The 25341-nt window shown below is 67.8% G+C and carries 23 protein-coding genes; 9 read left to right on the top strand and 14 right to left on the bottom strand.

What is annotated here, in order from left to right; genetic code table 11:
* Positions 1 to 639: 639 nt before the first annotated feature.
* Positions 640 to 1560, bottom strand: a complete 921-nt coding sequence (locus tag ACUTAF_RS16640; RefSeq protein WP_445581002.1) for a histone deacetylase family protein — start codon at positions 1558 to 1560, stop codon at positions 640 to 642.
* Between the two features lie 69 nt (positions 1561 to 1629).
* Here ACUTAF_RS16640 and ACUTAF_RS16635 point away from each other — a divergent pair, with 69 nt between their 5' ends.
* Genes ACUTAF_RS16635 through ACUTAF_RS16620 form a run of 4 tightly spaced genes read left to right on the top strand, consistent with a single transcriptional unit; the run spans position 1630 to position 5247 of the window.
* On the top strand, positions 1630 to 2190 hold the full coding sequence (locus ACUTAF_RS16635) for a GNAT family N-acetyltransferase (RefSeq protein WP_445581001.1): 561 nt from the start codon (positions 1630 to 1632) through the stop codon (positions 2188 to 2190).
* Entirely contained in the window at positions 2187 to 3791 is a 1605-nt protein-coding gene (locus ACUTAF_RS16630; protein ID WP_445581000.1) for a SagB/ThcOx family dehydrogenase, read from the top strand. Before ACUTAF_RS16635 ends, ACUTAF_RS16630 begins: the two co-directional genes overlap by 4 nt.
* On the top strand, positions 3788 to 4657 hold the full coding sequence (tesB, locus tag ACUTAF_RS16625; protein ID WP_445580999.1) for an acyl-CoA thioesterase II: 870 nt from the start codon (positions 3788 to 3790) through the stop codon (positions 4655 to 4657). The genes ACUTAF_RS16630 and tesB overlap by 4 nt, the downstream gene beginning before the upstream one ends.
* The gene (locus ACUTAF_RS16620; RefSeq protein ID WP_445580998.1) at positions 4654 to 5247 is read left to right on the top strand and encodes an HAD family hydrolase; all 594 of its coding nucleotides are present in this window, start codon (positions 4654 to 4656) and stop codon (positions 5245 to 5247) included. The genes tesB and ACUTAF_RS16620 overlap by 4 nt, the downstream gene beginning before the upstream one ends.
* 128 nt (positions 5248 to 5375) lie before the next feature.
* On the opposite strand, the gene ypfJ is transcribed toward ACUTAF_RS16620, so the two are convergent.
* The 3 genes from ypfJ to ACUTAF_RS16605 all read right to left on the bottom strand — a co-directional run bounded on the left by ypfJ (position 5376) and on the right by ACUTAF_RS16605 (position 8148).
* Positions 5376 to 6248, bottom strand: coding sequence for a KPN_02809 family neutral zinc metallopeptidase (gene ypfJ, locus ACUTAF_RS16615; RefSeq protein WP_445580997.1), 873 nt, complete (start codon positions 6246 to 6248; stop codon positions 5376 to 5378).
* A gap of 13 nt (positions 6249 to 6261) precedes the next feature.
* Positions 6262 to 6696, bottom strand: a complete 435-nt coding sequence (locus ACUTAF_RS16610; RefSeq protein WP_445580996.1) for a DUF411 domain-containing protein — start codon at positions 6694 to 6696, stop codon at positions 6262 to 6264.
* 102 nt (positions 6697 to 6798) lie between these two features.
* Positions 6799 to 8148, bottom strand: a complete 1350-nt coding sequence (locus ACUTAF_RS16605; protein ID WP_445580995.1) for a hypothetical protein — start codon at positions 8146 to 8148, stop codon at positions 6799 to 6801.
* Between the two features lie 425 nt (positions 8149 to 8573).
* On the opposite strand from ACUTAF_RS16605, the gene ACUTAF_RS16600 reads away from it, so the two are divergent.
* Positions 8574 to 8966: a DUF4345 family protein gene (locus tag ACUTAF_RS16600; protein WP_445580994.1), complete on the top strand. Its 393-nt coding sequence runs from the start codon at positions 8574 to 8576 to the stop codon at positions 8964 to 8966.
* Positions 8967 to 9061: 95 nt separating this feature from the next.
* On the opposite strand, the gene trmA is transcribed toward ACUTAF_RS16600, so the two are convergent.
* Positions 9062 to 10150, bottom strand: a complete 1089-nt coding sequence (gene trmA, locus ACUTAF_RS16595) for a tRNA (uridine(54)-C5)-methyltransferase TrmA (protein ID WP_445580993.1) — start codon at positions 10148 to 10150, stop codon at positions 9062 to 9064.
* Between the two features lie 135 nt (positions 10151 to 10285).
* Positions 10286 to 11578, bottom strand: a complete 1293-nt coding sequence (locus ACUTAF_RS16590) for an NCS2 family permease (RefSeq protein ID WP_445580992.1) — start codon at positions 11576 to 11578, stop codon at positions 10286 to 10288.
* 233 nt (positions 11579 to 11811) lie between these two features.
* On the opposite strand from ACUTAF_RS16590, the gene ACUTAF_RS16585 reads away from it, so the two are divergent.
* Positions 11812 to 12363, top strand: a complete 552-nt coding sequence (locus ACUTAF_RS16585) for a DJ-1 family glyoxalase III (protein ID WP_445580991.1) — start codon at positions 11812 to 11814, stop codon at positions 12361 to 12363.
* An 84-nt stretch (positions 12364 to 12447) separates the two neighbouring features.
* Here ACUTAF_RS16585 and ada read toward each other — a convergent pair whose 3' ends face one another.
* The 8 genes from ada to ACUTAF_RS16545 all read right to left on the bottom strand — a co-directional run bounded on the left by ada (position 12448) and on the right by ACUTAF_RS16545 (position 22066).
* The gene (ada, locus tag ACUTAF_RS16580) at positions 12448 to 13476 is read right to left on the bottom strand and encodes a bifunctional DNA-binding transcriptional regulator/O6-methylguanine-DNA methyltransferase Ada (protein WP_445580990.1); all 1029 of its coding nucleotides are present in this window, start codon (positions 13474 to 13476) and stop codon (positions 12448 to 12450) included.
* Between the two features lie 168 nt (positions 13477 to 13644).
* A complete protein-coding gene (locus tag ACUTAF_RS16575) occupies positions 13645 to 14616 on the bottom strand; it encodes a peptide ABC transporter ATP-binding protein (RefSeq protein ID WP_445580989.1) in 972 nt (323 codons plus the stop codon).
* Complete coding sequence (locus ACUTAF_RS16570) at positions 14616 to 15593, bottom strand: ABC transporter ATP-binding protein (protein WP_445580988.1); 978 nt, start codon at positions 15591 to 15593, stop codon at positions 14616 to 14618. Before ACUTAF_RS16570 ends, ACUTAF_RS16575 begins: the two co-directional genes overlap by 1 nt.
* A 72-nt stretch (positions 15594 to 15665) precedes the next feature.
* Positions 15666 to 16568, bottom strand: coding sequence for an ABC transporter permease subunit (locus ACUTAF_RS16565; protein WP_445580987.1), 903 nt, complete (start codon positions 16566 to 16568; stop codon positions 15666 to 15668).
* Positions 16569 to 16682: 114 nt separating this feature from the next.
* Positions 16683 to 17693, bottom strand: a complete 1011-nt coding sequence (locus ACUTAF_RS16560; protein WP_445580986.1) for an ABC transporter permease subunit — start codon at positions 17691 to 17693, stop codon at positions 16683 to 16685.
* 185 nt (positions 17694 to 17878) lie between these two features.
* Positions 17879 to 19477 carry an ABC transporter substrate-binding protein gene (locus tag ACUTAF_RS16555; RefSeq protein ID WP_445580985.1) on the bottom strand — a complete coding sequence of 533 codons (1599 nt, stop codon included), beginning with the start codon at positions 19475 to 19477 and terminating at the stop codon, positions 17879 to 17881.
* A 53-nt stretch (positions 19478 to 19530) separates the two neighbouring features.
* Complete coding sequence (locus ACUTAF_RS16550; protein WP_445582462.1) at positions 19531 to 21129, bottom strand: ABC transporter substrate-binding protein; 1599 nt, start codon at positions 21127 to 21129, stop codon at positions 19531 to 19533.
* 223 nt (positions 21130 to 21352) lie between these two features.
* Positions 21353 to 22066: an SIMPL domain-containing protein gene (locus ACUTAF_RS16545; protein ID WP_445580984.1), complete on the bottom strand. Its 714-nt coding sequence runs from the start codon at positions 22064 to 22066 to the stop codon at positions 21353 to 21355.
* Between the two features lie 171 nt (positions 22067 to 22237).
* On the opposite strand from ACUTAF_RS16545, the gene ACUTAF_RS16540 reads away from it, so the two are divergent.
* The 3 genes from ACUTAF_RS16540 (at position 22238) to ACUTAF_RS16530 (ending at position 25327) form a co-directional block, all read left to right on the top strand.
* Entirely contained in the window at positions 22238 to 23491 is a 1254-nt protein-coding gene (locus ACUTAF_RS16540) for an ATP-binding protein (RefSeq protein WP_445580983.1), read from the top strand.
* Between the two features lie 12 nt (positions 23492 to 23503).
* Entirely contained in the window at positions 23504 to 24064 is a 561-nt protein-coding gene (locus ACUTAF_RS16535) for a response regulator transcription factor (protein WP_445580982.1), read from the top strand.
* 321 nt (positions 24065 to 24385) lie between these two features.
* Positions 24386 to 25327 (top strand): AEC family transporter, encoded by a 942-nt coding sequence (locus tag ACUTAF_RS16530; RefSeq protein ID WP_445580981.1) that lies wholly within the window; start codon positions 24386 to 24388, stop codon positions 25325 to 25327.
* Positions 25328 to 25341 lie beyond the last annotated feature (14 nt).

Genomic DNA, 25341 nt, shown 5'->3' with positions numbered 1-25341 from the left:
GCGAAACTTCCCTCGCTCCGGCGCCGCTCCGGGGGCCGGCTTACATGGGCCATCCCTGGCCCATTAAGCCTCTCGCCGCATCCCTGCGGCTCGTCCCCCTACGCGACACCTCCACTCGGCCTCCTGACGGGACCAGGTCGCGAGCTTGTGAAATCTCCGGAAGATCAAAGTCAGCGGCGTTTGGCTTTTGCTCTTCAACTGCGATGGTGCAGACGACGCCCAAGTCCCCTTCAGGAGGCCGAGTGGAATCACCGTGGAAGGGGTTGAGCGGCATGGATGCCGCGAGAGCCGCGATGGGCCAGGGATGGCCCTTCGCGGCGGGCCCCTGGAGCGGTGATGGAGCGAGGGAACCCCGGCGCAGCTGGGGCCGGATGAACGGGGTGCCCTTCTCTTTGGTTACTTTCTCTTGGGCAAGCAAGAGAAAGTGACTCGCCCGTAAGGGGCGAAACCCATCAGGCCAGACAGCGCGCTAATGGATAGTGCCAAGTCATCGGCAGCACACACTTATTTGCCAGTCCGATGTCAATCCGTACTTTCCTCAATCTATGCGAAGAAGCTTTTCTTTTGTGCGCTAAACCTAAGGTTGCTCTAGGTTGCGGTCTATTTTCGGCACAACTAGTGGGCCGATGGACGCCGCGCTCAACCCAGCCCCACTTCCGCCCAGACCCGTGCCGCGCTGTGATGCAGGATGCCGTGGCGGCGGGCCAGCACGGCGCGGTCCCTGTCGTAGCCGCCGCCGATCACTCCGGCCACGGGGATATCGCGGCCCAGGCAGTGGCGGATCACCGCCTCGTCGCGCGCCGCGATACCGGCGTCGCTCAGCTGCAGGTAGCCCAGGGCATCGTCCCGGTGCACGTCGACGCCGGCGTCGTAGAGCACCAGGTCCGGCTGGTACAGCGGCAGCAGGTAGTTCAGCGTGTCGTCCACTACCTTGAGGTAGTCGGCGTCGGCCATGCCGCGTGGCAGGGGAATGTCCCAGTCGCTCTCGGCCTTGCGCGCCGGGAAGTTCTGCTCGCAGTGCAGGGAGACGGTGACGGCATCCGCTACGCCTGCCAGCAGCCGCGCGGTACCGTCGCCCTGGTGCACGTCGCAGTCGAAGATCAGCACCCGCTGCACCCGCCCGGCTTCCAGCAGGTAGCGGGCGATCACCGCCAGGTCGTTGAAGATGCAGAAACCGGAAGGGAAGTCATAGTGCGCATGGTGGGTGCCGCCGGCCAGATGGCAGGCCAGGCCGTGGCGCAGCGCCAGTTCGGCGGTCAGCAGCGAGCCGCCCACCGCGCGCACGGTGCGCCGCGCCAGCGCCTCGCTCCAGGGCAGGCCGAGGCGGCGCTGCTCCTCGTGGGCCAGCTCGCCGGCCATATAGCGGGCGATATAGTCCGGGCAATGCACCAGGGCCAGCACCTCGGCCGGGCAGAGTTCGGGGCGTCGCAGCTGGGCGTCCGTGCTCAGGCCGCTGGCGACGACGTGATCACGCAGCAGGCGGAACTTCTCCATGGGAAAACGGTGCCCGGCGGGGAAGGGCGGGCTGTAATCCTCGTGGTAGACCAAAGGTAGCGGCATAGAATAGGCATCAGCGACTCGAGCGGCCGAGTATGGCCGCGCTCTTCATCTGCACTCAAGCGAGCCCTTATGCCGCCGATCGAGACCCACAGCCCGCGCCTGCTGCTGCGCACCTGGCGCGACGCCGACCTGCCGGCTTTCGCCGCGCTGAACGCCGATGCCGAGGTGATGCGGCATTTCCCGGCGCCGCTGGATAGCGAACAGAGCGCGCAGCTGCTGGCGCGCATCCGCGGCCATTTCGACGCGCATGGCTTTGGCTTCTGGGCGCTGGAACGGCGCGATAGCGGCGAGCTGATCGGCGTCACCGGTCTGGCGCAGGTCGGCTTCGCCGCCCCCTTCGTGCCCGCGGTGGAGATCGGCTGGCGCCTGGCCCGCGCCCACTGGCGCCAGGGCTATGCCCGCGAGGCGGCGCGCGCGGCGCTGGCGGTGGCCTTCGAGCGGCTCGGCCTGGACCAGGTGGTGAGCTTTACCGTGCCGGCCAACCGGCCGTCGCAGGCGGTGATGCGCGCCATCGGCATGCGGCGCGACGAGTCTGGCGATTTCCTCCATCCGCAGCTGCCGGCCGGTCATCCGCTGCAGCCGCATGTGCTCTATCGCATCCGCCGCGAGCAGTGGGAGGCGCGGCGATGAAGGACGTGCTCGCCTATCACCAGCTCAGCAAGCATGCGCCCGAGCGCTTCGCGCCGGGGCCGGGGCAGCTGGATTGGGCGACCCAGCCGGCGCCGTTTCGTCGCTACCAGGGCGCGCCGCTGATCGAGCTGTACCACCGCCCACTGGAGGAGGGGCCGGCCTACGACGGCGCCTTCGCCGCGGCGCAAACTTCTCCGGCGCCACTGGACCGCGCCAGCATCGCGCAGCTGCTGTACGACAGCCTGGCCATTTCCGCCTGGAAGGAGGCCGGCGGCAATCGCTGGGCGCTGCGGGTCAATCCTTCGTCCGGCAACCTGCATCCGACCGAGGCCTATCTGCTGCTGCCGCCCGGAGTCGTCGGTGGCACCGGTGTGCTGGCCCACTACGCCCCGGACGCCCATGCCCTGGAGCTGCGCGGCGAACTGCCGGCGGCACTGGGGCAGCAGCTTGCCGACTGCCTGCCGCACGGCGGTTTTCTCGTCGGCCTGGCCAGCATCCCCTGGCGCGAGGCCTGGAAATACGGCGAGCGCGCCTACCGCTACTGCCAGCACGACCTCGGCCATGCCCTGGCGGCCGTCGCCATCGCCGCCGGCGTGCAGGGCTGGCAGGTGCGGCTGTTGCGCGGCGTCGCCGAGGAGCGTCTGGATGCGCTGCTGGGGCTGGATCGCGCGGGCTTTCACGAGGCCGAACACGCCGACTGTCTGCTCTGGATCGGCCCGGCGCAGGAGGCCGAACCGCGCCTGCCCGAGGCGCTGCTCGGCGGCCTGATGCAGCTGGAACTGCAAGGCGCGCCCAATCGCCTGTCGCGCCAGTATCGGCATTGGCCGGAGCTGCAGCGGGTGCACGCGCTGTGCCGGGCGCCGGCGCTGCCGCCGATCTGGTGGAAAGCCGAGCCGGCCGCCGTGCGCGCCGACAACCCCGGCCTGCCGTTGCGGCCGATCCTGCACCGGCGGCGCAGCGCCCAGGCCATGGACGGGCGCGGCGGCATTCGCGCCGAGCTGCTGCTGGCCTGGCTGCGCCGCCTGCTGCCGGCGCAGTCGCCGGTGCCCTTCGCGATTACCGGCGAGCCGAGCGAGATCGACCTGCTGCTGTTCGTCCATCGCGTGCAGGGCCTGGCGCCGGGGTTGTACTGGCTGGATCGCACCGGCCGCGGCGTGCAGCCGCTGCGCGTGGATTACCAGTGGCAGCGGGTGGACGACGAGTTGCCGCTGTATCGCCTGCTCGAAGGCGATGCACGCGGCCTGGCGGGCTTTCTCAGTTGCGGTCAGGACATCGCCGCCGACGGCTGCCTGGCCCTGGCCATGCTGGCGCGCGTCGAGCAGGCGGTGGCCGAGGGCGCCTGGCGCTATCCGCGACTGTACTGGGAGTGCGGGCAGATCGGCCAGCTGCTCTATCTGGAGGCCGAGGCGGCGGGGCTGTCGGCCACCGGCATCGGCTGCTATTTCGACGATGCGCTGCATGAATTGCTCGGCGATGCCGACAGCAGCTGGCAAAGTCTTTACCATTTCACCCTCGGCCGCGCCGTCTGGGACCAACGCCTGACGTCTCTGCCGGCCTACCCGCAACCCCGTATTCCCCCTGTGCAAGGAGAGACCCCATGACCCAGGTGCTCGACGATCTGGTCGCGCTGCTCAGCCTGGAGCAGATTGAGGAAAACCTGTTCCGCGGGCGCAGCCAGGACCTGGGCTTCCGCCAGCTGTTCGGTGGCCAGGTGCTCGGCCAGTGCATCTCGGCGGCCAGCCAGACGGTCGACGCCGACCGCCACGTGCACTCCATGCACGGCTATTTCCTGCGCCCCGGCGACGCCAGCCTGCCGGTGGTCTACCAGGTCGAGCGCACCCGCGACGGCGGCAGCTTCAGCACCCGCCGGGTGGTGGCGGTGCAGAAGGGCAAGCCGATCTTCTTCTGCAGCGCCTCGTTCCAGTACGAGGAGGAGGGTTTCCACCACCAGAGCGAGATGCCCGATATTCCCGGCCCGGAAGACTTGAAATCGGAGACCGAGCTGGCGCGGATGGTGCAGGCGATGATCCCCGAGCGCATGCGCGAGCGGGCGATCAGCGACAAGCCGATCGAGATCCGCCCGGTGACGCTGATCAACCCTTTCGCCCCCGAGCCTTGCGAGCCGGTCAAGTACGTGTGGTTTCGCGCCGCCGGCGAGCTGCCGGACGACCCGCAGCTGCACAAGTACCTGCTGGCCTACGCCAGCGACTTCAATCTGCTCACCACCTCGATGCAGCCGCACGGCGTGTCGGTGTTCCAGAAGTTCATGCAGGTGGCCAGCCTCGACCATTCGCTGTGGTTCCACCGCAACCTGCGCATGGACGACTGGCTGCTCTACGCCATGGACAGCCCCTGGGCCGGCAACGCCCGCGGCTTCTCCCGCGCCAGCATCTACAACCGCCAGGGCGAGTTGGTGGCCTCGGCCGCGCAGGAAGGCCTGACCCGCGTGCGGGAAGATTGGAAATGAGGCAGCTGGCGACGGCGCGCCACTGGGTGTTCGACATGGACGGCACCCTGACCCTGGCGGTGCACGACTTCCCGGCGATCAAGCGGGCGCTGGGCATCCCCCAGGACGACGACATCCTCCATCACCTGGCGGCGCTGCCGGCGGAGGAAGCCGCGCAGAAGCATGCCTGGCTGCTGGAGCACGAGCGCGAACTGGCGGTGGCCTCGCGCCCGGCACCGGGCGCCATCGATCTGGTACGCGCGCTGTGCGAGCGCGGCTGCCGGCTCGGCATCCTTACCCGCAACGCCCACGAGCTGGCATTGCTGACCCTGCAGGCCATCGGCTTGGACGACTGCTTCGCCACGGCGGATATCCTCGGCCGCGACGAGGCGCCGCCCAAGCCGCATCCGGGCGGCCTGCTGCACCTGGCCGAGCGCTGGAGCGTCACGCCGCGAGAGCTGGTGATGGTCGGCGACTACCGCTTCGACCTGGAATGCGCCCAGGCCGCCGGCGCGCGCGGCGTGCTGGTCAACCTGCCGGACAATCCCTGGCCTGAGCTGACCGAACTGCATGCGCGCGATTGTGCGGAGTTGCTGGTGCAGTTGGGCTGAGTTTTCATGGGGGCACCCTTGGGTATCCGGGGGATTGGGTGCGCACGGCCTGGGCGGCCCCGCGACACCCTACGGACTTGCGGCACCTCGTAGGGTGCGCCGCGCGCACCGCCGACAGAATCCCAGGGCTACAATCGCGCCACCTTGAAGGTATCGCAGCGTCCCGGCTGGCCTCTGTCGAAGCCGATGCGGAACCAGCGCACGCGCTGCGCCGAGCTGCCGTGGGTGAAGGCGTCCGGTACCACCTGGCCGCGCGCCTGCTGCTGCAGGCGGTCGTCGCCGATGGCGCTGGCGGCGTTCAGCGCTTCTTCCAGGTCGCCTTCCTCCAGCCAGTCGTGGCGGCGCTGCGCATGGTGCGCCCAGACCCCGGCCAGGCAGTCGGCCTGCAGTTCCTGGCGCACCAGCAGGCCACCGTCGCCTTCGACCCGTTCGCCGCGCTGGCGCGCCGCGTTGACCTTGGCCGAGACGCCGAGCAGGGTCTGCACGTGGTGGCCGATTTCGTGGGCGATCACGTAGGCCTGGGCGAAGTCGCCGGCGGCGGCGAAGCGCTGTTCCAGCTCGCGGAAGAACGCCATGTCGAGGTAGACCCGCTGGTCGCCCGGGCAGTAGAAGGGGCCGACTGCTGAGCTGGCGAAGCCGCAGGCGGAATTGACGCCGCCGGAGAACAGCACCAGCTTGGGGTCGCGGTACTGCTGGCCGGCGTTCTGGAACAGCGCGCGCCAGGTGTCCTCGGTGTCGCCGAGGATGGCGCGGACGAACTCGCTCTGTTCGTCGCCTGCGGCCGGCGCCTCGCCCTGCGGCAGGCCGACCTGGCTGGTCTGGGTGGCCTGGCCGGCGATCTGGCCGAGGATCTGCAGCGGATCCTGGCCCAGCAGCAGGCCGACTATGACGATCACCGCCACCCCGCCCAGGCTCAGGCCCTTGCCGCCGACCCTCATGCCGCCCGGGCGGCCGCGCGCGTCCACCAGGTTGTCACTGCGTCTTGCCTTGCGCCAGCGCATCGTCCAACTCCTGTCAGTTGCCGGGATAGTCGGCCAGCACCTGGTCGCGCCGCTCGCGATCCAGGCCGATCACCTGGTAGGCGTCGACGCGGTCGCCGTACTCCATACCGGGCGAACCCATGGGCATGCCGGGCACGGCGGCGCCGAGCAGGTCGGCGCGCTGGCGCAGCTTGAGGATGTCGGCGGCGGGCACGTGGCCTTCGACGAACTTGCCGTCGATCACCCCGGTGTGGCACGAAGCCAGGCGCGGCGGCACGCCGAGGCGCTGCTTGACCGCGGCCATGTCGGTTTCGACGTGGTCGTTGACGGTGAAGCCGTTGTCCTGCAGGTGGCTGATCCAGGCCTTGCAGCAACCGCAGTTGGCGTCGCGGTGCACGTCGATGGTCAACGCGTCGCCGGCCTGGGCCAGGCCGGTGAAGAGGCAGAGGGCGAGTAGCGAGCGACGCATGGCAGAACTCCTGAAAAGCGGGCGTCCAGCATAGCGCCATGGCGGGGGGATGCCCAAGGGCCGCTGGACGGCTCCGGAGGCGAACTCCGGAGCCGCGGCAGGTCACTCCAGTTGCTTCAGGCCGGGGTCGCGCTGCACCGGCTGGATCTGCTCCGGCTTCACGCCGCTCTTGAGCATCAGCTTGAGCTGGCCGGCCTTCTGGCAGGCATTGTGGCCATCGACGAAGACGCCGCCCTGGTTGCACTTCCAGTCATAGAAGTTGGCCAGGCCGCCGGCCAGCTGCAGGCTGTAGTCGGTGCTCTTGGTGCCGGGGCTGAAGGGCTGGCCGGCGGGGATGTTCTGGAACCAGCGCATCCACTCGGGCGAACCCACGGCCGGGGGGTTGGCCTGGAAGGTCGGGTTCATGATCGCCAGTTGCGGGTACTCGCCGGTCATGTGGCAGCTCATGCAGGAGCTCACCGGATTGTCCACCGGGCCGTTGAGGCGGCCGTTCCAGCCCAGGTGGGTCGGCGGCAGCTCTGCGCTGTTGGCGTTGATCGCGGTCTGCTTGAGGTTGGGGTTGATCCGGGTCTGGCTCGGCTGCGGGTTGCTGTAGTCATTGCCGCTGTCCTGCGGGTCGTTGCCCCACATGATGCCGACCGGCACCAGGTTGTCCCAGCCAGCCTTGCCGGTGACGGCGCCGTTGTACTGGAAGGTGCCGAAGATCCAGCCGGTCTCGTTGATGCGGGTGTCGCGCACGGCGATGTCCATCTGGATCAGGGCGACTTCCTTCACCTCGCGATCGGCCGAATCGAAGCTCTTGGTGATATAGCCCTGCCAGAGCACCGGGTTCTGCAGGAACGGCACCTGGCTGCGGTCGACGTCGGCGAACAGGGCCTTACACACCACGGTACCGTCGGCGAAGCTGTTGGGCGTGGAGGTGAATTCAGGGTTGGGGTTGTGCGGGTCCTTCCAGACTTGGCCGATGGTGTAGGCGCCGATGTCGTTGTAGATGCCGACCGCGTAGGTCTGACCGGTGGTGGTCTGGGTCGGGGCGAGCTGCTTGGCCTGGATCTGCGCTTCCTTGGTCAGGCCATGAATGCCTTCGCGGCCCAGCGGGCCATAATGCTGCCAGGGCATGTGGAACCACTGGCGCAGGCTGTTCTTCTGCACGTTCCAGTCGTTTTCCACGTTGCCTTCCAGGCAGTAGTCCTTGACCGCCGCCATGTACTCGCGCCAGGTCTCGAAATCGTTGCTCGGCGAACTCGGCAGCAGCTTGAAGAACGCCGGCAGGGCGGACGCCGGCGGCGTCTCGGCGGGGTAGGACTGGCTGAGCTGGAACAGCGGGCCGCTGTATTCGCTGGCGGGCGGCTGGTAGCCGAAGTCGGGGTAGGTGCCGGCCTGGGCCAGGGCGGCGAACAAGGGGGTGGCAATCGCCAATGTGCTGATCAGGGTTCCTTGGGGCTTGCGCATGGATCATCTCCTTGACGTGGTGCACGCCTGCCAGGCGAGGGCGACTCGCGCGATGGGGCAGGGTGTCCGTTATGTCTCTATATTGGCTGCGGCGCGCCGCTGGGCGCTGCCGGCTCAGGGTGCAGCGGGTTGGGCTCCTGGGGAGGATGACGGGAAAGGTACTCAGACGGGCGCGCGGCGCTGCGGCCGGCGAGCGGAAGGGCGAGGGCGGCGCGAGGGGCAGGCGGGCATGTCGACCTCCTTGTCGAGTACGGTGGGGTGTGGCTGTTGCACGGGTAGTTGTAGATCATCCCGGCGAAAGCGCCATGAACATTTGTCCGCAACTGTGCGCCAGCGCAAGGTGCGCAGGCCTGCTGCGCGACTCCAGGCTTTCGGCCGGGGCGGGCCCGGACTATGCTCGCCACTCGTCGAACGAGGAGCGCCCCATGCCGCTTGCCCGCATCGTCCTGCTGTTGCAGATCGCCGCCCTCGGCGGGTTGGGCCTGGCCTACTTCATCCAGCCAGAGACCATGGCCAGCTACAGCGGCGCGCTGCTGATGAGCAATGCCGCGGTGACCGAGGTGCGTGCCTACTACGGTGGCCTGCAGCTGGGCCTGGCCGCCTACCTGCTGCTGGCGCTGCTGCGCGGCGAGCTGCTGCGCCCGGCGCTGATGCTGCTGGTGCTGCTCTACGCCGCGCTGGCTTTGGCGCGCATCGCCGGCCTGTGGCTGGACGGCGGCGCGCAGCAGACCTTCAACCTCTACGCGCTGCTGCTGGAGGTGGTGTCGGCCGGGCTGGCGTGGTGGGCGCTGCGCGGGCTACGCGGCACGCCTGGTTAGGTAGGGTGGACAACGCGAAGCTTGTCCACCTGTCGCTTGTGGTGGAAAACGCTGCGCGGTTTTCCACCCTAGTCCGAGGCGGCTAAGAGCATGGCTTAGCGCCGCTCTAGCAACACTCCGGCCTCCATATGGTGGGTATAGGGAAACTGGTCGAACAGCGCGCAGCGCGTCACCCGGTGGGTGTCGCTCAGCTGGGCGATATTGGCGGCCAGGGTCTCGGGGTTGCAGGAGATATAGAGGATGCGCTCGAAGCGCCGGGTCAGCTCGCAGGTATCCGGGTCCATGCCGGCGCGCGGCGGGTCGACGAACACGCTGCCGAACTCGTAGCTTTTCAGGTCGATACCGGCCAGGCGGCGGAACGGGCGCACCTCGTTGAGCGCCTGGGTCAGCTCCTCGGCGGACAGGCGCACCAGCTCGACGTTGTCCACGCCGTTAGCTTCCAGGTTGGCCAGCGCGGCGTTCACCGAGGTCTTGCTGATCTCGGTGGCGAGTACCTTGCGCACGCGGGTGGCCAGCGGCAGGGTGAAGTTGCCGTTGCCGCAGTACAGCTCCAGCAGGTCGTCGTCGCGCTGACCGAGGGCGCCATGGGCCCAGTTCAACATCTTCTCGCACACCGCGCCGTTGGGCTGGGTGAAGGCGCCTTCCGGCTGGCGGTAACGGAAGCGGCGTCCGGCCACGCTCAGTTCCTCCTCCACATAGTCGCGGCCGATCACCAGGCGCTGGCCACGCGAGCGGCCGACCAGGCTGACGTTCAGCTCGCTCGCCAATTGCTCGGCCGCGGCCTGCCAGGCGGCGTCCAGCGGGCGGTGGTAGGCCAGGGTGATCAGCGCATCGCCGGCCAGAGTGGTGAGGAATTCCACCTGGAACAGCTTGAACGACAGCGCCTCGCTGCCCTGCCAGGCGGCGCGCAGGCGCGGCATCAGCTGGTTGATGCGCAGGCTGGCGATGGGGAAGTCGTCGAGCAGGATCGGCGTGTGCTTGTCGCCGGGGGCGAACATGGCGTAATGGCGCTGGCCGTCTTCGCGCCACAGGCGGAACTCGGCACGCAGGCGGTAGTACTCGCGCGGCGAGTCGAACACCGCGGGCTCGGGGGCGGCGAACGGGGCCAACAGCTCGACCAGGCGGGCCTTCTTCTCGGCGAGTTGGGCGTCGTAGGCGGCGGGGTCGAATGCGGGGCGGCTCATCGATCACTCTTGGGGCAGGAAAACGGGGCGCCATTGTAGCGGAGCCGGTGCCGACCTGCCTTGGGTCGCTCGTCGGCGCCTGGGGGGGCCTCAAAAGGTGGGCTGAAGCCCACCCTACGGTCCCGTCGACGTGAATCAGGCGAACAGGCCCAGCTTGACGACGAACAGCGCGGAGAGAATCCACATCGCCGCGTTCAGTTCGCGCCAGCGGCCGGCCAGCAGCTTGACCGCGGTCCAGGCGATGAAGCCGAAGGCGATGCCGTTGGCGATGGAGAAGGTCAGCGGCATGGCCAGCGCGGCGACCACCACCGGGGCGGCGACGGTCAAATCGTCCCAGTCGATCTTGGCCAGCGCGCTCATCATCAGCACGGCGACGAACAGTAGCGCCGGCGCGGTGGCGTAGGCCGGCACCGCGCCGGCCAGCGGGGCGAAGAACAGGCTGAGCAGGAACAGCGCGGCGACCACGCAGGCGGTCAGGCCGGTGCGTCCGCCGGCGCTGATGCCGGCGGCCGACTCGATGTAGCTGGTGGTGGTGCTGGTACCCAGCGCGGCGCCGGCCATGGTCGCGCTGCTGTCGGCCAGCAGGGCGCGGCCCAGGCGCGGCATCTTGCCGTCCTTGTCCAGCAGGTCGGCCTTCTGCGCCACGCCGACCAGGGTGCCGGAGGTGTCGAACAGGTCGACGAAGAGGAAGGCGAAGATCACGCTGAGCAGGCCGATGTCCAGGGCGCCGGCGATATCCAGCTGCAGCAGGGTCGGCAGCAGCGACGGCGGCATCGAGACCACGGCGTCGAGCCTGGACAGGCCCAGCGCGATGGACAGCCCGGTGACCACGAGGATGCCGATCATCACCGCGCCGGTGACGCGCCGGTAGGCCAGCGCGGCGATCAGGAAGAAGCCCAGGCAGGCCAGCAGCGCGCCGCCCTGGCTCATGTCGCCGAGGGTCACCAGGGTGGCCGGGTGGTCGACCACGATGCCGGCGTTCTTCAGTGCGATGATCGCCAGGAACAGGCCGATACCGGCGGCTATGCCGGCGCGCAGGGCCAGCGGGATGCTGTTGATGATCCACTCGCGAATCTTGAAGATCGACAGCAGGAAGAAGATCGCGCCGGAGAGAAACACCGCGCCCAGGGCGGTCTGCCAGCTGTAGCCCATGGTCATCACCACGGTGTAGGTGAAGAAGGCATTGAGGCCCATGCCCGGCGCCAGGGCGATCGGGTAGTTGGCCAGCAGGCCCATGATCAGCGAGCCGATGGCCGCGGCCAGACAGGTGGCGACGAACACCGCGCCCTGATCCATGCCGGTCTTGGCCAGCATCTCCGGATTGACGAAGAGGATGTAGGCCATGGTCAGGAAGGTGGTCAGACCCGCGATCACCTCGGTGCGCACATTGGTATTGTGGGCCTTGAGTTGGAACAATCTTTCCAGCATGGAGTCTCCCCGAGGCGCGAGTGCGCCAAAAATGCTCAGAAGCAAGCAAAGCATAATCCGGCCGGAAATTGCCGGTTTGTGCAAAAGCCGCGCATGATACCAGCAAGGTTTTCGCCGGTGAATTTGTGGGCCGAGGGCCGCGAGCGGCCCGTCTGCCGGCCGTTGCACTGCAATATCGAGGCCATTTTTATGACCGAATGGACAGTTTCTGTTTCTGCCGCAAGGAGTCGAACATGAGCAAGCGAGCCCTGATCGCCGTCGCAGACGGTAACGAAGACATCGAATGCGTGACCCTGATCGACGTGCTGCGCCGCGCCGAAGTCGAGGTGGTGGTCGCCAGCGTCGAGGAACGGCGCATGATCACCTGCGCGCGCGGGACCCGGCTGACCGCCGACGCCATGCTGCTGGACGTGCTGGCCCAGGATTTCGACCTGATCGTGCTGCCCGGCGGCATGCCCGGCGCCCAGCATCTGGCCGAGTTCGAACCGCTGGCCGAGCGGGTGCGCCAGCAGGCCAGGGCCGGCGAGCTGTTCGCTGCGATCTGCGCCGCGCCGGCGCTGGCGTTGCAGCAATACGGCGTGCTCCGGCAGCGGCGCATGACCTGCTACCCGAGCTTCAGCGATCGTCTCAGCGGCTGCACCTTCGTCGACGAGCCGGTGGTGGTCGACGGCAACTGCATCACCAGCCAGGGCCCGGGCACCGCGCTGGCCTTCGCCCTGACCCTGGTGGAGCAGCTGGTCGGCCGCGGCAAGCGCGACGAGGTGGCCAAGGCGATGCTGGTCTAAGGGCCTGGGGGCGCGGCGCTAATCCTGTAGCCCGGATGCAATCCGGGGAATGTCGGCCATGATGTTCCCCGGATTGCATCCGGGCTACGTGTCCTGGCTTTCCTGTTCCAGCAGCTGCCGCTTGCGCGCCAGCCCCCAGCGGTAGCCGCCCGGACTGCCATCGCTGGCCACCACGCGGTGGCAGGGCAACAGCAGGCCGATGGCGTTGCTGGCGCAGGCGCGGGCCACCGCGCGCGGGTGGCTGTGCAGCTGCCCGGCCAGCTCGGCGTAGCTGCGCGTCTGGCCGCTGGGGATCGTCTGCAGCGCCTGCCAGACCCGTTGCTGGAACGCCGTGCCGCGCACGTCCAGCGGCAGCCGCGCCGCGCGCTGCGGCTCGTCCAGTTGCTCGAGCACCCGCTGCAGCCATTCCTTCAGCCGCGTTGCGTCCTCTTCGAGGTGAGCGGCGGCGAAGCGCTGTTGCAGGTCCTCACGCAGCGCCGATTCGTCGTCGCCGAACAGCAGGGCGCAGACGCCCCTGTCGCTGGCTGCCAGCAGCACCCGACCCAACGGGCAGGGGGCGACGGCGTAGCGCAGATGTTCGCCGGCGCCGCGCTGGCGGCGCCGGCCCGGGCTCATCGCCTGCGGTTTTTCATAGAGCGCGCGGGTGCCGGAATAGCCGGCGGCCAGTGCTGCGTCGAGCACGCTGCCCGCTTCGCCCAGTTGCGCATCCAGGCTCTGGCGCCGCTGGGCGGCGGCCCAGGCGTTGGGCGTCAGGCCGGTGCGGGCCTTGAAGGCGCGCGCCAGGTGCGAGGGCGACAGGCCGATACGCGCCGCCAGTTGCGTCAGGGTCAGGCGGCGTTCGCCGCGCAGCAGCTCGCAGGCCGCGGCGACCAGTGCATCGAGCTGCTGCGCCGGGCTCTGGCCCTGCGGCGAGCAACGCTTGCACGGGCGGAAGCCGGCGGCCTCGGCGCTGGCCGCGTTGCGGTGGAAGCTGACGTTGTCGCGCCGTGGCCGCCGTGCCGGGCAGCTCGGCCGGCAGTAGATGCCGGTGCTGCGCACGGCGAAGACGAAGCGCTCGTCCTCCTGCGCATCGCGCGCGCAGACGGCTTGCCAGCAGCGATCCTGGTCGAGCATCGGTGCCTCCTCGGGTGGACTTGCCGGTAATTGTCCGCCTGCTGCCGGAGGCTGCCAATCCGCAATGCGCTTTCAAACCGGTGCGAACGCTCGTGCGCGCAACGGCACGGCGCCGGGCCAAGCGCTTCGCCCCGAGGGTGCCGTGTCCGTGGCGATCGTCCTGCTCCTTCAGAGGGCGATACGCTCGACATGGTGGCAGGCCACCTGCCGTGCATCGATCAGGCGCAGTTCGGGGCGTTCGCCGCGGCAGCGCTCGTCGGCGTGCGGGCAGCGCTTGTGGAAGGCGCAGCCTGACGGCGGGTCGAGCGGATTGGGCAGCTCGCCGACTATCTTGATCCTGGGCTTGTGCGGATCGGCATGGATGGTCGGCGTGGCGGACAGCAGCGCCTGGGTGTAGGGGTGCAGCGGGCGGTCGTAGAGTGCTTCGGCCGGGCCCATTTCCACCGGGCGGCCGAGGTACATCACCAGCACCTCGTCGGCCACATGGCGCACCACCGCGAGGTTGTGCGAGATGAACACGTAGCCGGTCTCGTACTGCTCCTGCAGGTCCATGAACAGGTTGAGCACCTGCGCCTGGATCGACACGTCCAGCGCCGAGGTCGGCTCGTCCGCCACCAGCACCCGCGGCTGCAGCATCATCGCGCGGGCCAGGGCGATGCGCTGGCGCTGGCCGCCGGAGAACATGTGCGGGTAGCGCTGGTAATGCTCGGGACGCAGGCCCACCTGCTGCATCATCGCCTGCACCCGCTCGCGGCGTTCGGCGCGGCTCAGGTCGGTGTTGATCAGCAGCGGCTCGGCCAACTGATCGCCGATCTTCTGCCGCGGGTTGAGCGAGGCGTAGGGGTTCTGGAACACCATCTGCACGTCGCGGCGCAGTTGCTTGCGCTCGGCCCGGCTGGCGCCGGCCACCTCGCGCCCGACGATCCGCAGGGAGCCTGCGCTGGGTTCCTCGATCAGGGTCAGGGCGCGGGCCAGGGTGGACTTGCCGCAGCCGGACTCGCCGACCACCGCCAGGGTCTTGCCGGCCCGCAGGTCAAAGGACACGCCGTTGAGCGCCTGCACCGATGCCGCCGGCTTGAACAGGCCACGCGAGACGCTGTAGTGCCGGGTCAGTTCATGGGCGCTGAGTACCGTTTCCATCAGGCCACCTCCAGCGGGAAGAAGCAGCGCGCGGCGCCACGGGCGTGTTGGTCCAGCGTCGGGCGTTGCTGGCGGCAGCGCTCCTGCACGTAGGGGCAGCGCGGCGACAGCAGGCAGCCCTGCGGGCGGTCGTAGCGGCCGGGCACTATGCCGGGCAGCGTGGCCAGGCGGCGGGCGCCGGCGCTGTGCTCGGCCAAGCTCCTCTCAGGCAGCGCCTTGAGCAGCGCTTCGGTGTAGGGATGGCTGGGCGCGTCGAACAGGGTCGGAACGCTGCCCAGCTCCACCGCCTGGCCGGCGTACATCACGCAGACGCGCTGGGCGGTCTCGGCGACCACCGCCAGGTCGTGGGTGATCAGCACCAGGGCCATGCCCTGGTCGCGCTGCAGGTTCAGCAGCAGTTCCATGATCTGCGCCTGGATGGTCACGTCCAGCGCCGTGGTCGGCTCGTCGGCGATCAGCAGCTTGGGTTCGGCGGCAATCGCCATGGCGATCGCCACGCGCTGGCTCATGCCGCCGGAAAGCTGGTGCGGGTAGGCATCCAGGCGGCTGGCGGCGGCGGGGATCTCCACCCGTTCCAGCAGCTCGAGGGCTCGGGCGCGCGCCGCCTTGCCTTTCAGGCCCATATGCTGGCGCAGCACTTCCTCGATCTGGAAGCCCACGCTGTAGCTGGGGTTGAGCGCGGTCATCGGGTCCTGGAACACCATCGCCAGGTCCTTGCCGACTATATGCCGGCGCTGGCGGCCCTTCAGGCGCAGCATGTCGGTGCCGTCGAACTGCAGGCAATCGGCGCGAACGATGCCGGGCGCGTCGATCAGGCCCATCAGCGCCATCATGGTTACCGACTTGCCGGAGCCCGACTCGCCGACGATGGCCAGCACTTCGCCCTTGTCCACGCACAGGTCGAGGCCATCGACCACCGGCACGGCCTCGGTGGCGCCGAAGCGCACGGACAGGTTGCGGATATCCAGCAGGCTCATAAATCGGCCCCCGTGTGGACCTGAGTAGGGTGCGCCATGCGCTCCGGGATCATCTTGTGCATATGGGCGTCCTCAGATGGCGTTCTTCAGTTTCGGGTCGAGGGCGTCACGCAGGCCGTCGCCCATCAGGTTGATCGCCAGCACGCTGAGCAGAATTGCCAGGCCGGGCAGGGTCACCACCCACCAGGCGCGCTCGATATAGTCGCGCGCCGAGGCCAGCATGGTGCCCCACTCGGGCGTCGGCGGCTGCACGCCGAGGCCGAGAAAGCCCAGCGCGGCGGCGTCGAGAATCGCCGAGGAAAAACTCAGGGTGGCCTGCACGATCAACGGCGCCATGCAGTTGGGCAGCACGGTGACGAACATCAGGCGCAGCCGGCCGGCGCCCGACAACTGCGCGGCGGTGACGTAGTCGCGACCCAGCTCGCCCATTACGGCGGCGCGGGTCAGGCGCACGTAGCTGGGCAAGGAGACGATGGCGATGGCGAAGATGGTGTTGATCAGCCCCGGGCCGAGGATGGCGACGATGGCCACCGCCAGCAGCAGCGACGGCAGCGCCAGCATGATGTCCATCAGGCGCATGATGGCGGGGCCGAGCAGGCGCGGGAAAAAGCCGGCGGCCAGACCGAGGAGGATGCCGGGGATCAGCGACAGCACCACCGAGGCCAGGCCGATCAGCAGCGACAGGCGCGCGCCATGGATCAGCCGTGAGAGCAGGTCGCGGCCCAGCTCGTCGGTGCCGAGCAGGAACTGCCACTGGCCACCCTCCAGCCAGACCGGCGGGGTGAGCAGGAAGTCGCGGTACTGCTCGCTGGGGTTATGCGGCGCTATCCATGGGGCAAAGAGCGCGCAGAACACCATCAGCAGCATGAACGCCAGGCCGGCGAGTGCGCCCTTGTTGTGGCTGAAGGCCTGCCAGAACTCCTTCAGCGGCGAGGGGTAGAGCAGGCTCTGGTCGAGGGTGGTGGAGGTGGTCATGGGTGTGCCCCCTCCATGAGGATGAACTTCGTAGGGTGCGCTGTGCGCACCGAATGTTGATCCGTAATCATGGTGCGCACGGCGCACCCCATGAGACGATTCATCGCGCCGTCCTTATTTCTGATGGCGAATACGTGGATTGGCCAGGCCATAGAGGATGTCCACGGTGAAGTTGACCAGGATCACCAGGGCTGCAATCAGCAGGATGCCGTTCTGCACCACCGGGTAGTCGCGGGCGCCGATGGCTTCGATCAGCCATTTGCCGATGCCCGGCCAGGAGAAGATGGTCTCGGTCAGCACCGCACCGGCCAGCAGGCTGCCGATCTGCAGGCCGAATACGGTCAGCACCGGGATCAGTGCGTTGCGCAGGCCATGCACGAACACCACCCGCGCCGGCGACAGGCCCTTGGCCCGCGCGGTGCGGATATAGTCCTCGCGCAGCACTTCGAGCATGGCCGAGCGGGTCATCCGCGCGATCACCGCCAGCGGGATGGTGCCGAGCACGATGGCCGGCAGGATCAGGTGGTGCAGGGCATCGAGGAAGGCACCTTCTTCATCGCTCAGCAGCGTGTCGATCAGCATGAAGCCGGTGACCGGCGGGATGTCGTAGAGCAGGTCGATGCGTCCGGACACCGGCGTCCAGCCCAGGCCGACCGAGAAGAACATGATCAGCAGCAGGCCCCACCAGAAGATCGGCATGGAGTAGCCGGTCAGCGAGATGCCCATCACCCCGTGGTCGAACAGCGAGCCGCGCTTGAGCGCCGCGATCACCCCGGCGATCACGCCCAGGGTGCCGGCCAGCAGCAGCGCCGCCAGGGCCAGTTCGACGGTGGCGGGGAACAAGGTGAGGAACTCGCTCCACACGCTTTCGCGCGAGCGCAGCGACTCGCCCAGGTCGCCGCTGGCGAGTTGGCCGATGTAGTCGAAGTACTGGGCGTACAGCGGCTTGTTCAGCCCCAGGCGCTCCATGGCCTGGGCGTGCATCTCGGGGTCGACGCGGCGTTCGCCCATCATCACTTCCACCGGGTCGCCGGGGATCAGGCGGATCAGCGCGAAGGTCAGCAGGGTGACGCCGAAGAAGGTGGGGATCAAAAGCCCCAGGCGTCTGGCGATAAAGGACAGCATCAGGCGGTTCTACTCCGTGGCGGGATGCGGGCGGCGGACTGCATGGTCCGGCGTTGTTGTGGTCGTGTCGTAGCCCGGATGCAATCCGGGGTAGATATCTGGTTGGCATATGCCTTGTGGGTGGCGTTTCAGCGGCGACAGGTTCGCGGCTAAAGCGCCTCCCACAAGAGCCGGACGGCGAGGACTCATGGCAGCTTCACCCTGGCGAAATTGTTCGAGCCCATGGGGCTGAGGACGAAACCTTCGACGCCTTTGTGCAGCGCGACGAACTGCTTGGGATGGGCCAGGGCGATCCACGGTGCTTGTTTATGGAAGATCGCCAGGGCCTGACGATAGAGCGCGGCGCGTTTTTCCTGCTCGGGCTCGCGGCGCGCCTGGGCGATCAGCGCGTCGAAGGCCTGGTCGCACCAGCCGGCCTGGTTCTCGCCGCTTTCGGCCGCGGCGCAGGACAGGTTGGGGCTGAGGAAGTTGTCCGGGTCGCCGTTGTCGCCGGCCCAGCCCATGAACACCAGGTCGTGCTCGCCGTTCTTGGCGCGCTTGATCAGCTCGCCCCATTCGAGTACGCGGATGTCGCTGCGGATGCCGATGGCGGCGAGATCGGCCTGCAGCATCTGCGCGCCGATACCCGGGTTGGGGTTGGTCGGGCCGCCGCCGGGGCGGGTCCAGATCGACAACGCAAAGCCATCGCCATGGCCGGCCTCGGCCAGCAATCGACGCGCGCGTTCGACATCGCGCGGCCAGTCCTCGAGCTCGGGGTCATGGCCCCAGAGCGTCGCCGGGTAGGGCGCCACCGCCGGTGTGGCGTTGCCCTCGCCGTACTGCGCGCGGATATAGGCGGCCTTGTCGAACGCCAGGTTGAGCGCCTGGCGCACGCGCACGTCATCCAGCGGCCGGTGGCGGGTGTTGATGCCGATATAGGCGGTCAGCAGCGAATCCAATTCCAGTACCTGCAGCCGCGGGTCGGCCTTCAGTGCCGGGATGTCCACCGGGCGCGGGTAGAGGGCGATCTGGCAATCGCCGGCCTTGAGCCTTTGCTGGCGCACGTTGGGCTCGGGGGTGATGGCCAGCACCAGGCGCTGGATCGCCGGCGCGCCGTCCCAGTAGTCCGGGTTGCCGCGAAAGCGCACCTGGGCGTCCTTGGCATAGCGCTCGAAGACGAAGGGGCCGGTGCCGATGGGTGCGTTGTTCAGCCGTTCGGGCTTGCCGCTGGCGAGCAGATGCTCGGCGTATTCGGCCGAATAGATCGAGGCGAAGCCCATGGCCAGGTTGGCCAGGAAGGGCGCCTCCGGATGCCTGAGGACGAAGCGCACCCGATGTTCGTCGAGTTTCTCCACACGTTCGATCAGCTTTGCCAGGCCCATGGCCTCGGCATAGGGGAAGCCGCGCAGCGACAGCTTGTGCCAGGGATGTGTCGGATCGAGCTGGCGCTGGAAGCTCCACAGCACGTCGTCGGCATTGAACGCGCGCGTGGGCGTGAAGTCGTTGTTGGCGTGAAATTTCACCCCCTGGCGCAGGGTGAAGCTGTAGCTCAGGCCGTCGGAGGAGATTTCCCAGCTTTCTGCCAGCGCCGGCACCAGCTCGGTGCTGCCGGGGGCGAAGGCCACCAGGCGTTCGAACAGGGTTTCCGCGCTCGCGTCGGCGGTAGTCGCCGCGGTGTACTGGACGATATCGAAGCCTTCCGGGCTGGCCTCGGTACACACCACCAGGCTGTCGGCCGCCTGGGCGTGAGCCACGAACAGGGCCGTCAGCAGCAGGCCGCCACGTAGCAAGGACATGGGTGACATGGGAACTCCTGACCGGGGTAGAAGCGGCGCACCCGCAGGCGCGCCGCCTGCCATCACTTGGCTATACCTACACCATAGAAGGAGTTGAGCGCGAAGGGGCTGATGCGGAAGTCCTGCACTTCCTTGCGCATCGGCTGGTACACGGTGGAGTGGGCCAGCGGGGTGATCGGCACCTCGCGCTTGAGGATCACCTGCGCCTGCCGGTACAACTCGGTGCGCTCGGCGACGTCGGTGGTGCGCTTGGCGGCCTTGACCAGCCTGTCGTAGTCCTCGAAGCACCACTTGGAGAAGTTGTTGCCGTCGACCGCATCGCAACCGTAGAGGGTGCCGAGCCAGTTGTCCGGGTCGCCGTTGTCGCCGCTCCAGCCGATCAGCATGGCGTCGTGCTCGCCGGCCTTGGCGCGCTTGAGATATTCGCCCCATTCGTAGCTGACGATGCGTGCGTTGATACCGATCCTGGCCCAGTCGGCCTGCAGCATCTCGGCAATCTGCTTGGCATTGGGGTTGTACGGGCGCTGCACCGGCATGGCCCACAGGGTGATCTCGGTGCCTTCCTTGACTCCGGCGGCCTGGAGCAGCTGCTTGGCTTTGTCCGGGTCGAAGGCCGGGTCCTCGATGGTCTCGTTATACGACCACTGGGTCGGCGGCATGCCATTGACCGCCAGTTGCCCGGCGCTCTGGTACACCGCATCGAGGATCGCCTGCTTGTTCACCGCCATGTCCAGCGCCTGGCGCACCTGGAGCTTGTCGAACGGCGGGTGGGTGACGTTGTAGGCGATGTAGCCGACGTTGAAGCCGGCCTGCTCGGGCATCTGCAGGTTGGCATCCTGCTGCAGCGGCTGGATATCCGCCGGGCGCGGGAACAGGGTGACGTGGCATTCGCCGGCCCTGAGCTTCTGCATGCGCACCGAGGCGTCGGTGTTGATGGCGAAGATCAGGTTGTCGATCTTCACGTCATCGGGCTTCCAGTAGTCCTTGTTGCCCTTGTAGCGGATCACCGCGTCCTTCTGGTAGCGGCTGAAGACGAAGGGGCCGGTGCCGATCGGCTTGTGGTTGATGTCGGCGGCCTTGCCGGCCTGGAGCAGCTGGTCGGCGTACTCGGCGGACTGGATCGAGGCGAAGCTCATCGCCAGGTTCTGCACGAAGGCGGCGTCCACTTCGTTGAGGGTGAAGCGCACGGTCAGGTCATCGAGTTTCTCCAGCTTGGCGATATTGGCGTCCATGCCCATGTCGGTGAAGTAGGGAAACTCGGTGGGATACGCCTTGCGGAACGGATGATCCTTGTCGAGCATGCGGCTGAAGGTGAACAGCACGTCGTCGGCGTTGAATTCGCGGCTGGGCTTGAAGTACTCGGTGCTGTGGAACTTCACCCCCGGGCGCAGCTTGAAGGTATATACCAGCCCGTCATCGGACACTTCCCAGCTTTGCGCCAGGCCGGGTTCGACCTTGGTGCCGCCGCGCTCGAACTGGGTCAGGCGGTTGAAGATGGTTTCTGCTGCGGCGTCGAAATCGGTGCCGGTGGTGTACAGGCCCGGATCGAAACCGGCGGGGCTGCCTTCGGAACAGAACACCAGGTTGGCGGCGCTGGCGAGGGGGGCGCTGGCGATCAGCCCGGCGGTAAGCAAAGCCTGGATAACGGCGTTCTTGCGCATCATGACCTCATCGTTGTTGTGGTTGTGATCCTTGAGGGACCCCTTGTGAGGGCCACCGCCGAAGCTATGCAGGCCTCGTGCCCCAGGCAAGTGCTATGTCGCGTTTGTCATGGATAGCGCTACAGCGATGTAACTCGCTGTCGCATTTATAAAAGAACGTCGGTGAAAAATGGCAAAACGCCGCTATCTTGCGGTAGCGGCGTTGCGTTGGTCGAGTGCCGGTTCAGGGCATCTGCACCTCGATGACGCCGTCGGCGCTGACCGTCACCTGGCTGGTGCCGGCTTCGATCTGTGGCGTGGGCGCCGCGTCCATCATCGCCATGCCCTTGGCCTCGTAGGCGCGCATCGGCATCGGCGGCTGGAAGCCGCCGCTACTGAGGTTGAGGTTGACCAGCTTGTAGCTCCTGCCGCCGAGCGCCTCGGTGGCCAGTTGCGCGCGGGCGCGGAAGGCATTCACGGCGTCCTTGAGCATGGCGTCCTCGTGGGCCTTGCGGGTGCCGGAGGCGATGCTGAAGTCCATGCCGGCCATCTTCATCGATTGCAGCAGTTCGCCGGTCAGCTTCGACAGGCGGGCGAAGTCGGCGCTCTCCAGGCGCACCTCGGCGCGTTCGCGCCAGGCGCTGATCTTCTGGCCTTTCTCGTCATACACCGGGTAGCTGTGGCGGCTGCCCAGCTTGACCGACACGCCGCGAACCTGGCGCGCCTGCTCCAGGGTCTGGTTGAGGGTGGTGGTGATCTCGGCGGCCAGCTTGGCCGGGTCGGCGTGCTGCGCCTCGGTATAGAGGGTGACGTGCATCAGGTCGTGGGCCACCTCCTGGTTGACCTCGGCGCGCAGGGCGATCTGGTTGTAGCGCGCCTCCTCGGCCAGCAGGCTGGCGCTGGCCAGGCTGGCGGCGGTCAGGGCGAGGGCGGTGGCGATACGGGTCAGTGCGTGCATGTACGGTTCCTTGTCGATGGCCGGGCGGCCGTTTCCCGAGGGTAGACGAAGCCTTGTGACTTTTCGGGTTAACGCCGGTTCATTTTTTTGCGGGCGCCGTGCGGCCGGTTGCCGCAGCGGCGGAAGGCCGCGTCAGGCTTGGTTATACTCGCCGCAGCTAATGGAGTCGCCATGCTCGAACCTGTGCAGTTGTTGTCCGCCAGCCGCCAGAACCTCTGGCGCCTGACCCTGATCCGTATCCTCGTGCTGGCCGCCCAGGCCGGCTCGGTGGGGCTCGCCTACAAGTCGGGGATGCTGCCGCTGCCCTGGCTGGAGCTGTCGGCGACCCTCGGCGTGTCGCTGCTGCTGTGCCTGGGCACGGCCCTGCGCCTGCGCGGCCCATGGCCGGTGACCGAACTCGAGTACGCCGTGCAGCTGGGCTGCGATCTGATTATCCACAGCGTGCTGCTGTACTACTCGGGCGGCTCGACCAACCCCTTCGTCTCCTATTACCTGGTGCCGCTGACCATCGCCGCGGCCACCCTGCCGTGGCTGTTCACCATCGTCCTGGCCGGCCTGGCGCTGGCCGGCTACACCCTGCTGCTGGTATGGACGCACCCGCTTGAACTGCCGGCGGCGCGCGAGAGCCTGCTGGTGTACGGCATGTGGCTGAGCTTCGCGCTGGCCGCTGCGCTGATCACCTTCTTCGTCGCCAAGATGGCCGAGGAGCTGCGTCGCCAGGACGAGCTGCGCGCCGAGCGCCGCGAAGAAAGCCTGCGCGACCAGCAGCTGCTGGCCGTGGCCACCCAGGCCGCTGGCGCCGCCCACGAACTGGGCACGCCGCTGGCGACCATGAGCGTGCTGCTCAAGGAGCTGCGCCAGGAGCACCGCGACCAGCCGGCGCTGCAGGACGACCTGGCGCTGCTGCAGGAGCAGGTCAAGCTGTGCAAGGACACCCTGCAGCAACTGGTGCGCGCCGCCGAGAACGACCGCCGTCAGGCGGTGGTGGAGCAGTCCTGCGTCGAATGGCTGGAGACCACCCTCAATCGCTGGCACCTGATGCGTCCCGAGGCCAGCTACCGCTACCAGTGTCTCGGCCGGGGCACGCCGCCGCGCATCATGCCGCCTGCCGATCTGACCCAGGCGCTGCTCAATCTGCTCAACAACGCCGCCGACGCCTGCCCGGACAAGCTCGACATCCGCCTCGACTGGGATCACCAGTGGCTGCGCCTGAGCATTCGCGACCACGGCGCCGGCGTGCCGCTGGCCATCGCCGAGCAGCTCGGTCGGCCGTTCTTCACCACCAAGGGCAAGGGCTTCGGCCTTGGTCTGTTCCTCAGCCAGGCCAGCGTGACTCGTGCCGGCGGCACGGTTAAGTTGTATAACCACGAGGAAGGCGGCACCCTCACCGAACTGAAGTTGCCGCGGGCCTATGGCGTGGCCTGACGAGGAGTCGAGATGAGCGAAGAATCCCTGTTCGAAGGGGAAGAACAACCGCACCTGCTGCTGGTGGACGACGATCCCACCTTTACCCGGGTCATGGCGCGCGCCATGAGCCGCCGCGGCCTGCGCGTGTCCACCGCCTCCAGTGCCGAGGAGGGCCTGGCGCTGGCCAAGGACGACCTGCCGGACTACGCCGTGGTCGATCTGAAGATGGAGGGCGACTCCGGCCTGGTGCTGCTGCCCAAGCTGCTCGAGCTCGATCCGGAGATGCGTGTGGTGATCCTCACCGGCTACTCCAGCATCGCCACCGCGGTGGAGGCGATCAAGCGCGGCGCCGCCAACTACCTGTGCAAGCCGGCCGATGCCGACGACGTGCTCACCGCGCTGCTCTCCGAACATGCCGATCTGGACAGCCTGGTGCCGGAAAACCCGATGTCGGTGGATCGCCTGCAGTGGGAGCATATCCAGCGCGTGCTGGCCGAGCACGAGGGCAATATCTCCGCCACCGCCCGCGCCCTCGGCATGCACCGCCGCACCCTGCAGCGCAAGTTGCAGAAGCGCCCCGTACGCCGCTGATCCGCGCCCTCGCGTGAGGGCGCAGGGCCGCCTAGACGCCCGCTTTGATATCTGCAGCAAGTATTGGGGGGCTGCTGCAAAGGCCCTTAGGGTGGGCTTTAGCCCACCAACTGTGGTCGGCGTGGGCTAAAGCGGATCGCCGTCCGGCCCACCCTACAAGGCTAAGTCCGCCCTGCGACTGAGGGCATCGCAGTCCGGAGGGCGAGACGACCTGATGCTCAAGTGAACGGCTTTACGCCTGTGGGAGGCCTTGCCTTGGCCATGGCCGAAAAATTGTTAGCCAGCTAACATAGGTCGTCAGACAACCCCTCCGGTGCTTTCATGCTCGCCGTCGTCCAGCAAACCCTCGCCATCACCGCGCCGGTGTTCGCCATGCTGTTTCTCGGTGTGGCGCTCAAGCGCCTGCACTGGATCGACCGCGCCTTCGTCGATACCGCCTCGAGCCTGGTGTTTCGCGGCACCATGCCGACCCTGCTGTTTCTCGGCATAGTCCGGGCCGACTTGAATGCGGCGCTGCAGCCGGCGCTGCTGCTGTTCTTCGTCGTCGCCACCCTGGTCTGCTTCGCCATGGCCTGGGGCTGGGCAATCTGGCGCATTCCCCATGCCGATCGCGGCATCTACACCCAGGGCGCCTTTCGCGGCAACAACGGCATTATCGGCCTGGCCCTGGCCACCAGCCTCTACGGCGACTACGGCCTGTCGCTGGGCGCGGTGCTCGGCGGGGTGGTGATCCTCTGCTACAACGTGCTCTCGGCCATCGTCCTGGCCATCTACAGCCCCGGCGCCAGGGCCGGGCCGCTGGCCATCGCCAGGAGCATCCTGATCAACCCGCTGATCATCGGCGTGCTGCTGGCGATTCCCTTCGCCTACTGGCGGATCGCCTTGCCGGACTGGCTGCTGACCTCGGCCGGGTACTTCGCGCAGATGACGTTGCCGCTGGCGCTGATCTGCATCGGCGGCACCCTCAGCCTGGCCTCGCTGCGCCAGAGCAGCGGCACGGCGCTGAGTGCCAGCCTGATGAAGATGGTCTGGCTGCCGCTGCTGGCAACCGCAGGCGCCTGGCTGTACGGCTTTCGCGAGGCGGACCTGGCGATCCTCTTCCTCTATTTCGCCAGCCCCACGGCGGCGGCCAGCTTCGTCATGGCCCGCGCCGTGGGCGGCAACCACGAACTGGCCGCGGCGATCATCGTGATCACCACCTTGGCGGCGGTGATCACGACCAACGTCGGTTTGCTGGTATTGCAATGGGGCGGCTGGATCTAGCGCCTTCTGTAGGA

It is taken from the genome of Pseudomonas sp. SP16.1 (genome assembly GCF_052682975.1).
Note: the sequence above shows the minus strand (reverse complement) of the source record. Positions and strands in the feature narration are given on the sequence as shown.

Coding starts and splice junctions, on each gene's coding strand:
- ACUTAF_RS16640 (WP_445581002.1), bottom strand. CDS start 1,560: ATGCCGCTACCTTTGGTCTACCACGAGGATTACAGCCCGCCCTTCCCC.
- ACUTAF_RS16635 (WP_445581001.1), top strand. CDS start 1,630: ATGCCGCCGATCGAGACCCACAGCCCGCGCCTGCTGCTGCGCACCTGG.
- ACUTAF_RS16630 (WP_445581000.1), top strand. CDS start 2,187: ATGAAGGACGTGCTCGCCTATCACCAGCTCAGCAAGCATGCGCCCGAG.
- tesB (WP_445580999.1), top strand. CDS start 3,788: ATGACCCAGGTGCTCGACGATCTGGTCGCGCTGCTCAGCCTGGAGCAG.
- ACUTAF_RS16620 (WP_445580998.1), top strand. CDS start 4,654: ATGAGGCAGCTGGCGACGGCGCGCCACTGGGTGTTCGACATGGACGGC.
- ypfJ (WP_445580997.1), bottom strand. CDS start 6,248: ATGCGCTGGCGCAAGGCAAGACGCAGTGACAACCTGGTGGACGCGCGC.
- ACUTAF_RS16610 (WP_445580996.1), bottom strand. CDS start 6,696: ATGCGTCGCTCGCTACTCGCCCTCTGCCTCTTCACCGGCCTGGCCCAG.
- ACUTAF_RS16605 (WP_445580995.1), bottom strand. CDS start 8,148: ATGCGCAAGCCCCAAGGAACCCTGATCAGCACATTGGCGATTGCCACC.
- ACUTAF_RS16600 (WP_445580994.1), top strand. CDS start 8,574: ATGCCGCTTGCCCGCATCGTCCTGCTGTTGCAGATCGCCGCCCTCGGC.
- trmA (WP_445580993.1), bottom strand. CDS start 10,150: ATGAGCCGCCCCGCATTCGACCCCGCCGCCTACGACGCCCAACTCGCC.
- ACUTAF_RS16590 (WP_445580992.1), bottom strand. CDS start 11,578: ATGCTGGAAAGATTGTTCCAACTCAAGGCCCACAATACCAATGTGCGC.
- ACUTAF_RS16585 (WP_445580991.1), top strand. CDS start 11,812: ATGAGCAAGCGAGCCCTGATCGCCGTCGCAGACGGTAACGAAGACATC.
- ada (WP_445580990.1), bottom strand. CDS start 13,476: ATGCTCGACCAGGATCGCTGCTGGCAAGCCGTCTGCGCGCGCGATGCG.
- ACUTAF_RS16575 (WP_445580989.1), bottom strand. CDS start 14,616: ATGGAAACGGTACTCAGCGCCCATGAACTGACCCGGCACTACAGCGTC.
- ACUTAF_RS16570 (WP_445580988.1), bottom strand. CDS start 15,593: ATGAGCCTGCTGGATATCCGCAACCTGTCCGTGCGCTTCGGCGCCACC.
- ACUTAF_RS16565 (WP_445580987.1), bottom strand. CDS start 16,568: ATGACCACCTCCACCACCCTCGACCAGAGCCTGCTCTACCCCTCGCCG.
- ACUTAF_RS16560 (WP_445580986.1), bottom strand. CDS start 17,693: ATGCTGTCCTTTATCGCCAGACGCCTGGGGCTTTTGATCCCCACCTTC.
- ACUTAF_RS16555 (WP_445580985.1), bottom strand. CDS start 19,477: ATGTCACCCATGTCCTTGCTACGTGGCGGCCTGCTGCTGACGGCCCTG.
- ACUTAF_RS16550 (WP_445582462.1), bottom strand. CDS start 21,129: ATGCGCAAGAACGCCGTTATCCAGGCTTTGCTTACCGCCGGGCTGATC.
- ACUTAF_RS16545 (WP_445580984.1), bottom strand. CDS start 22,066: ATGCACGCACTGACCCGTATCGCCACCGCCCTCGCCCTGACCGCCGCC.
- ACUTAF_RS16540 (WP_445580983.1), top strand. CDS start 22,238: ATGCTCGAACCTGTGCAGTTGTTGTCCGCCAGCCGCCAGAACCTCTGG.
- ACUTAF_RS16535 (WP_445580982.1), top strand. CDS start 23,504: ATGAGCGAAGAATCCCTGTTCGAAGGGGAAGAACAACCGCACCTGCTG.
- ACUTAF_RS16530 (WP_445580981.1), top strand. CDS start 24,386: ATGCTCGCCGTCGTCCAGCAAACCCTCGCCATCACCGCGCCGGTGTTC.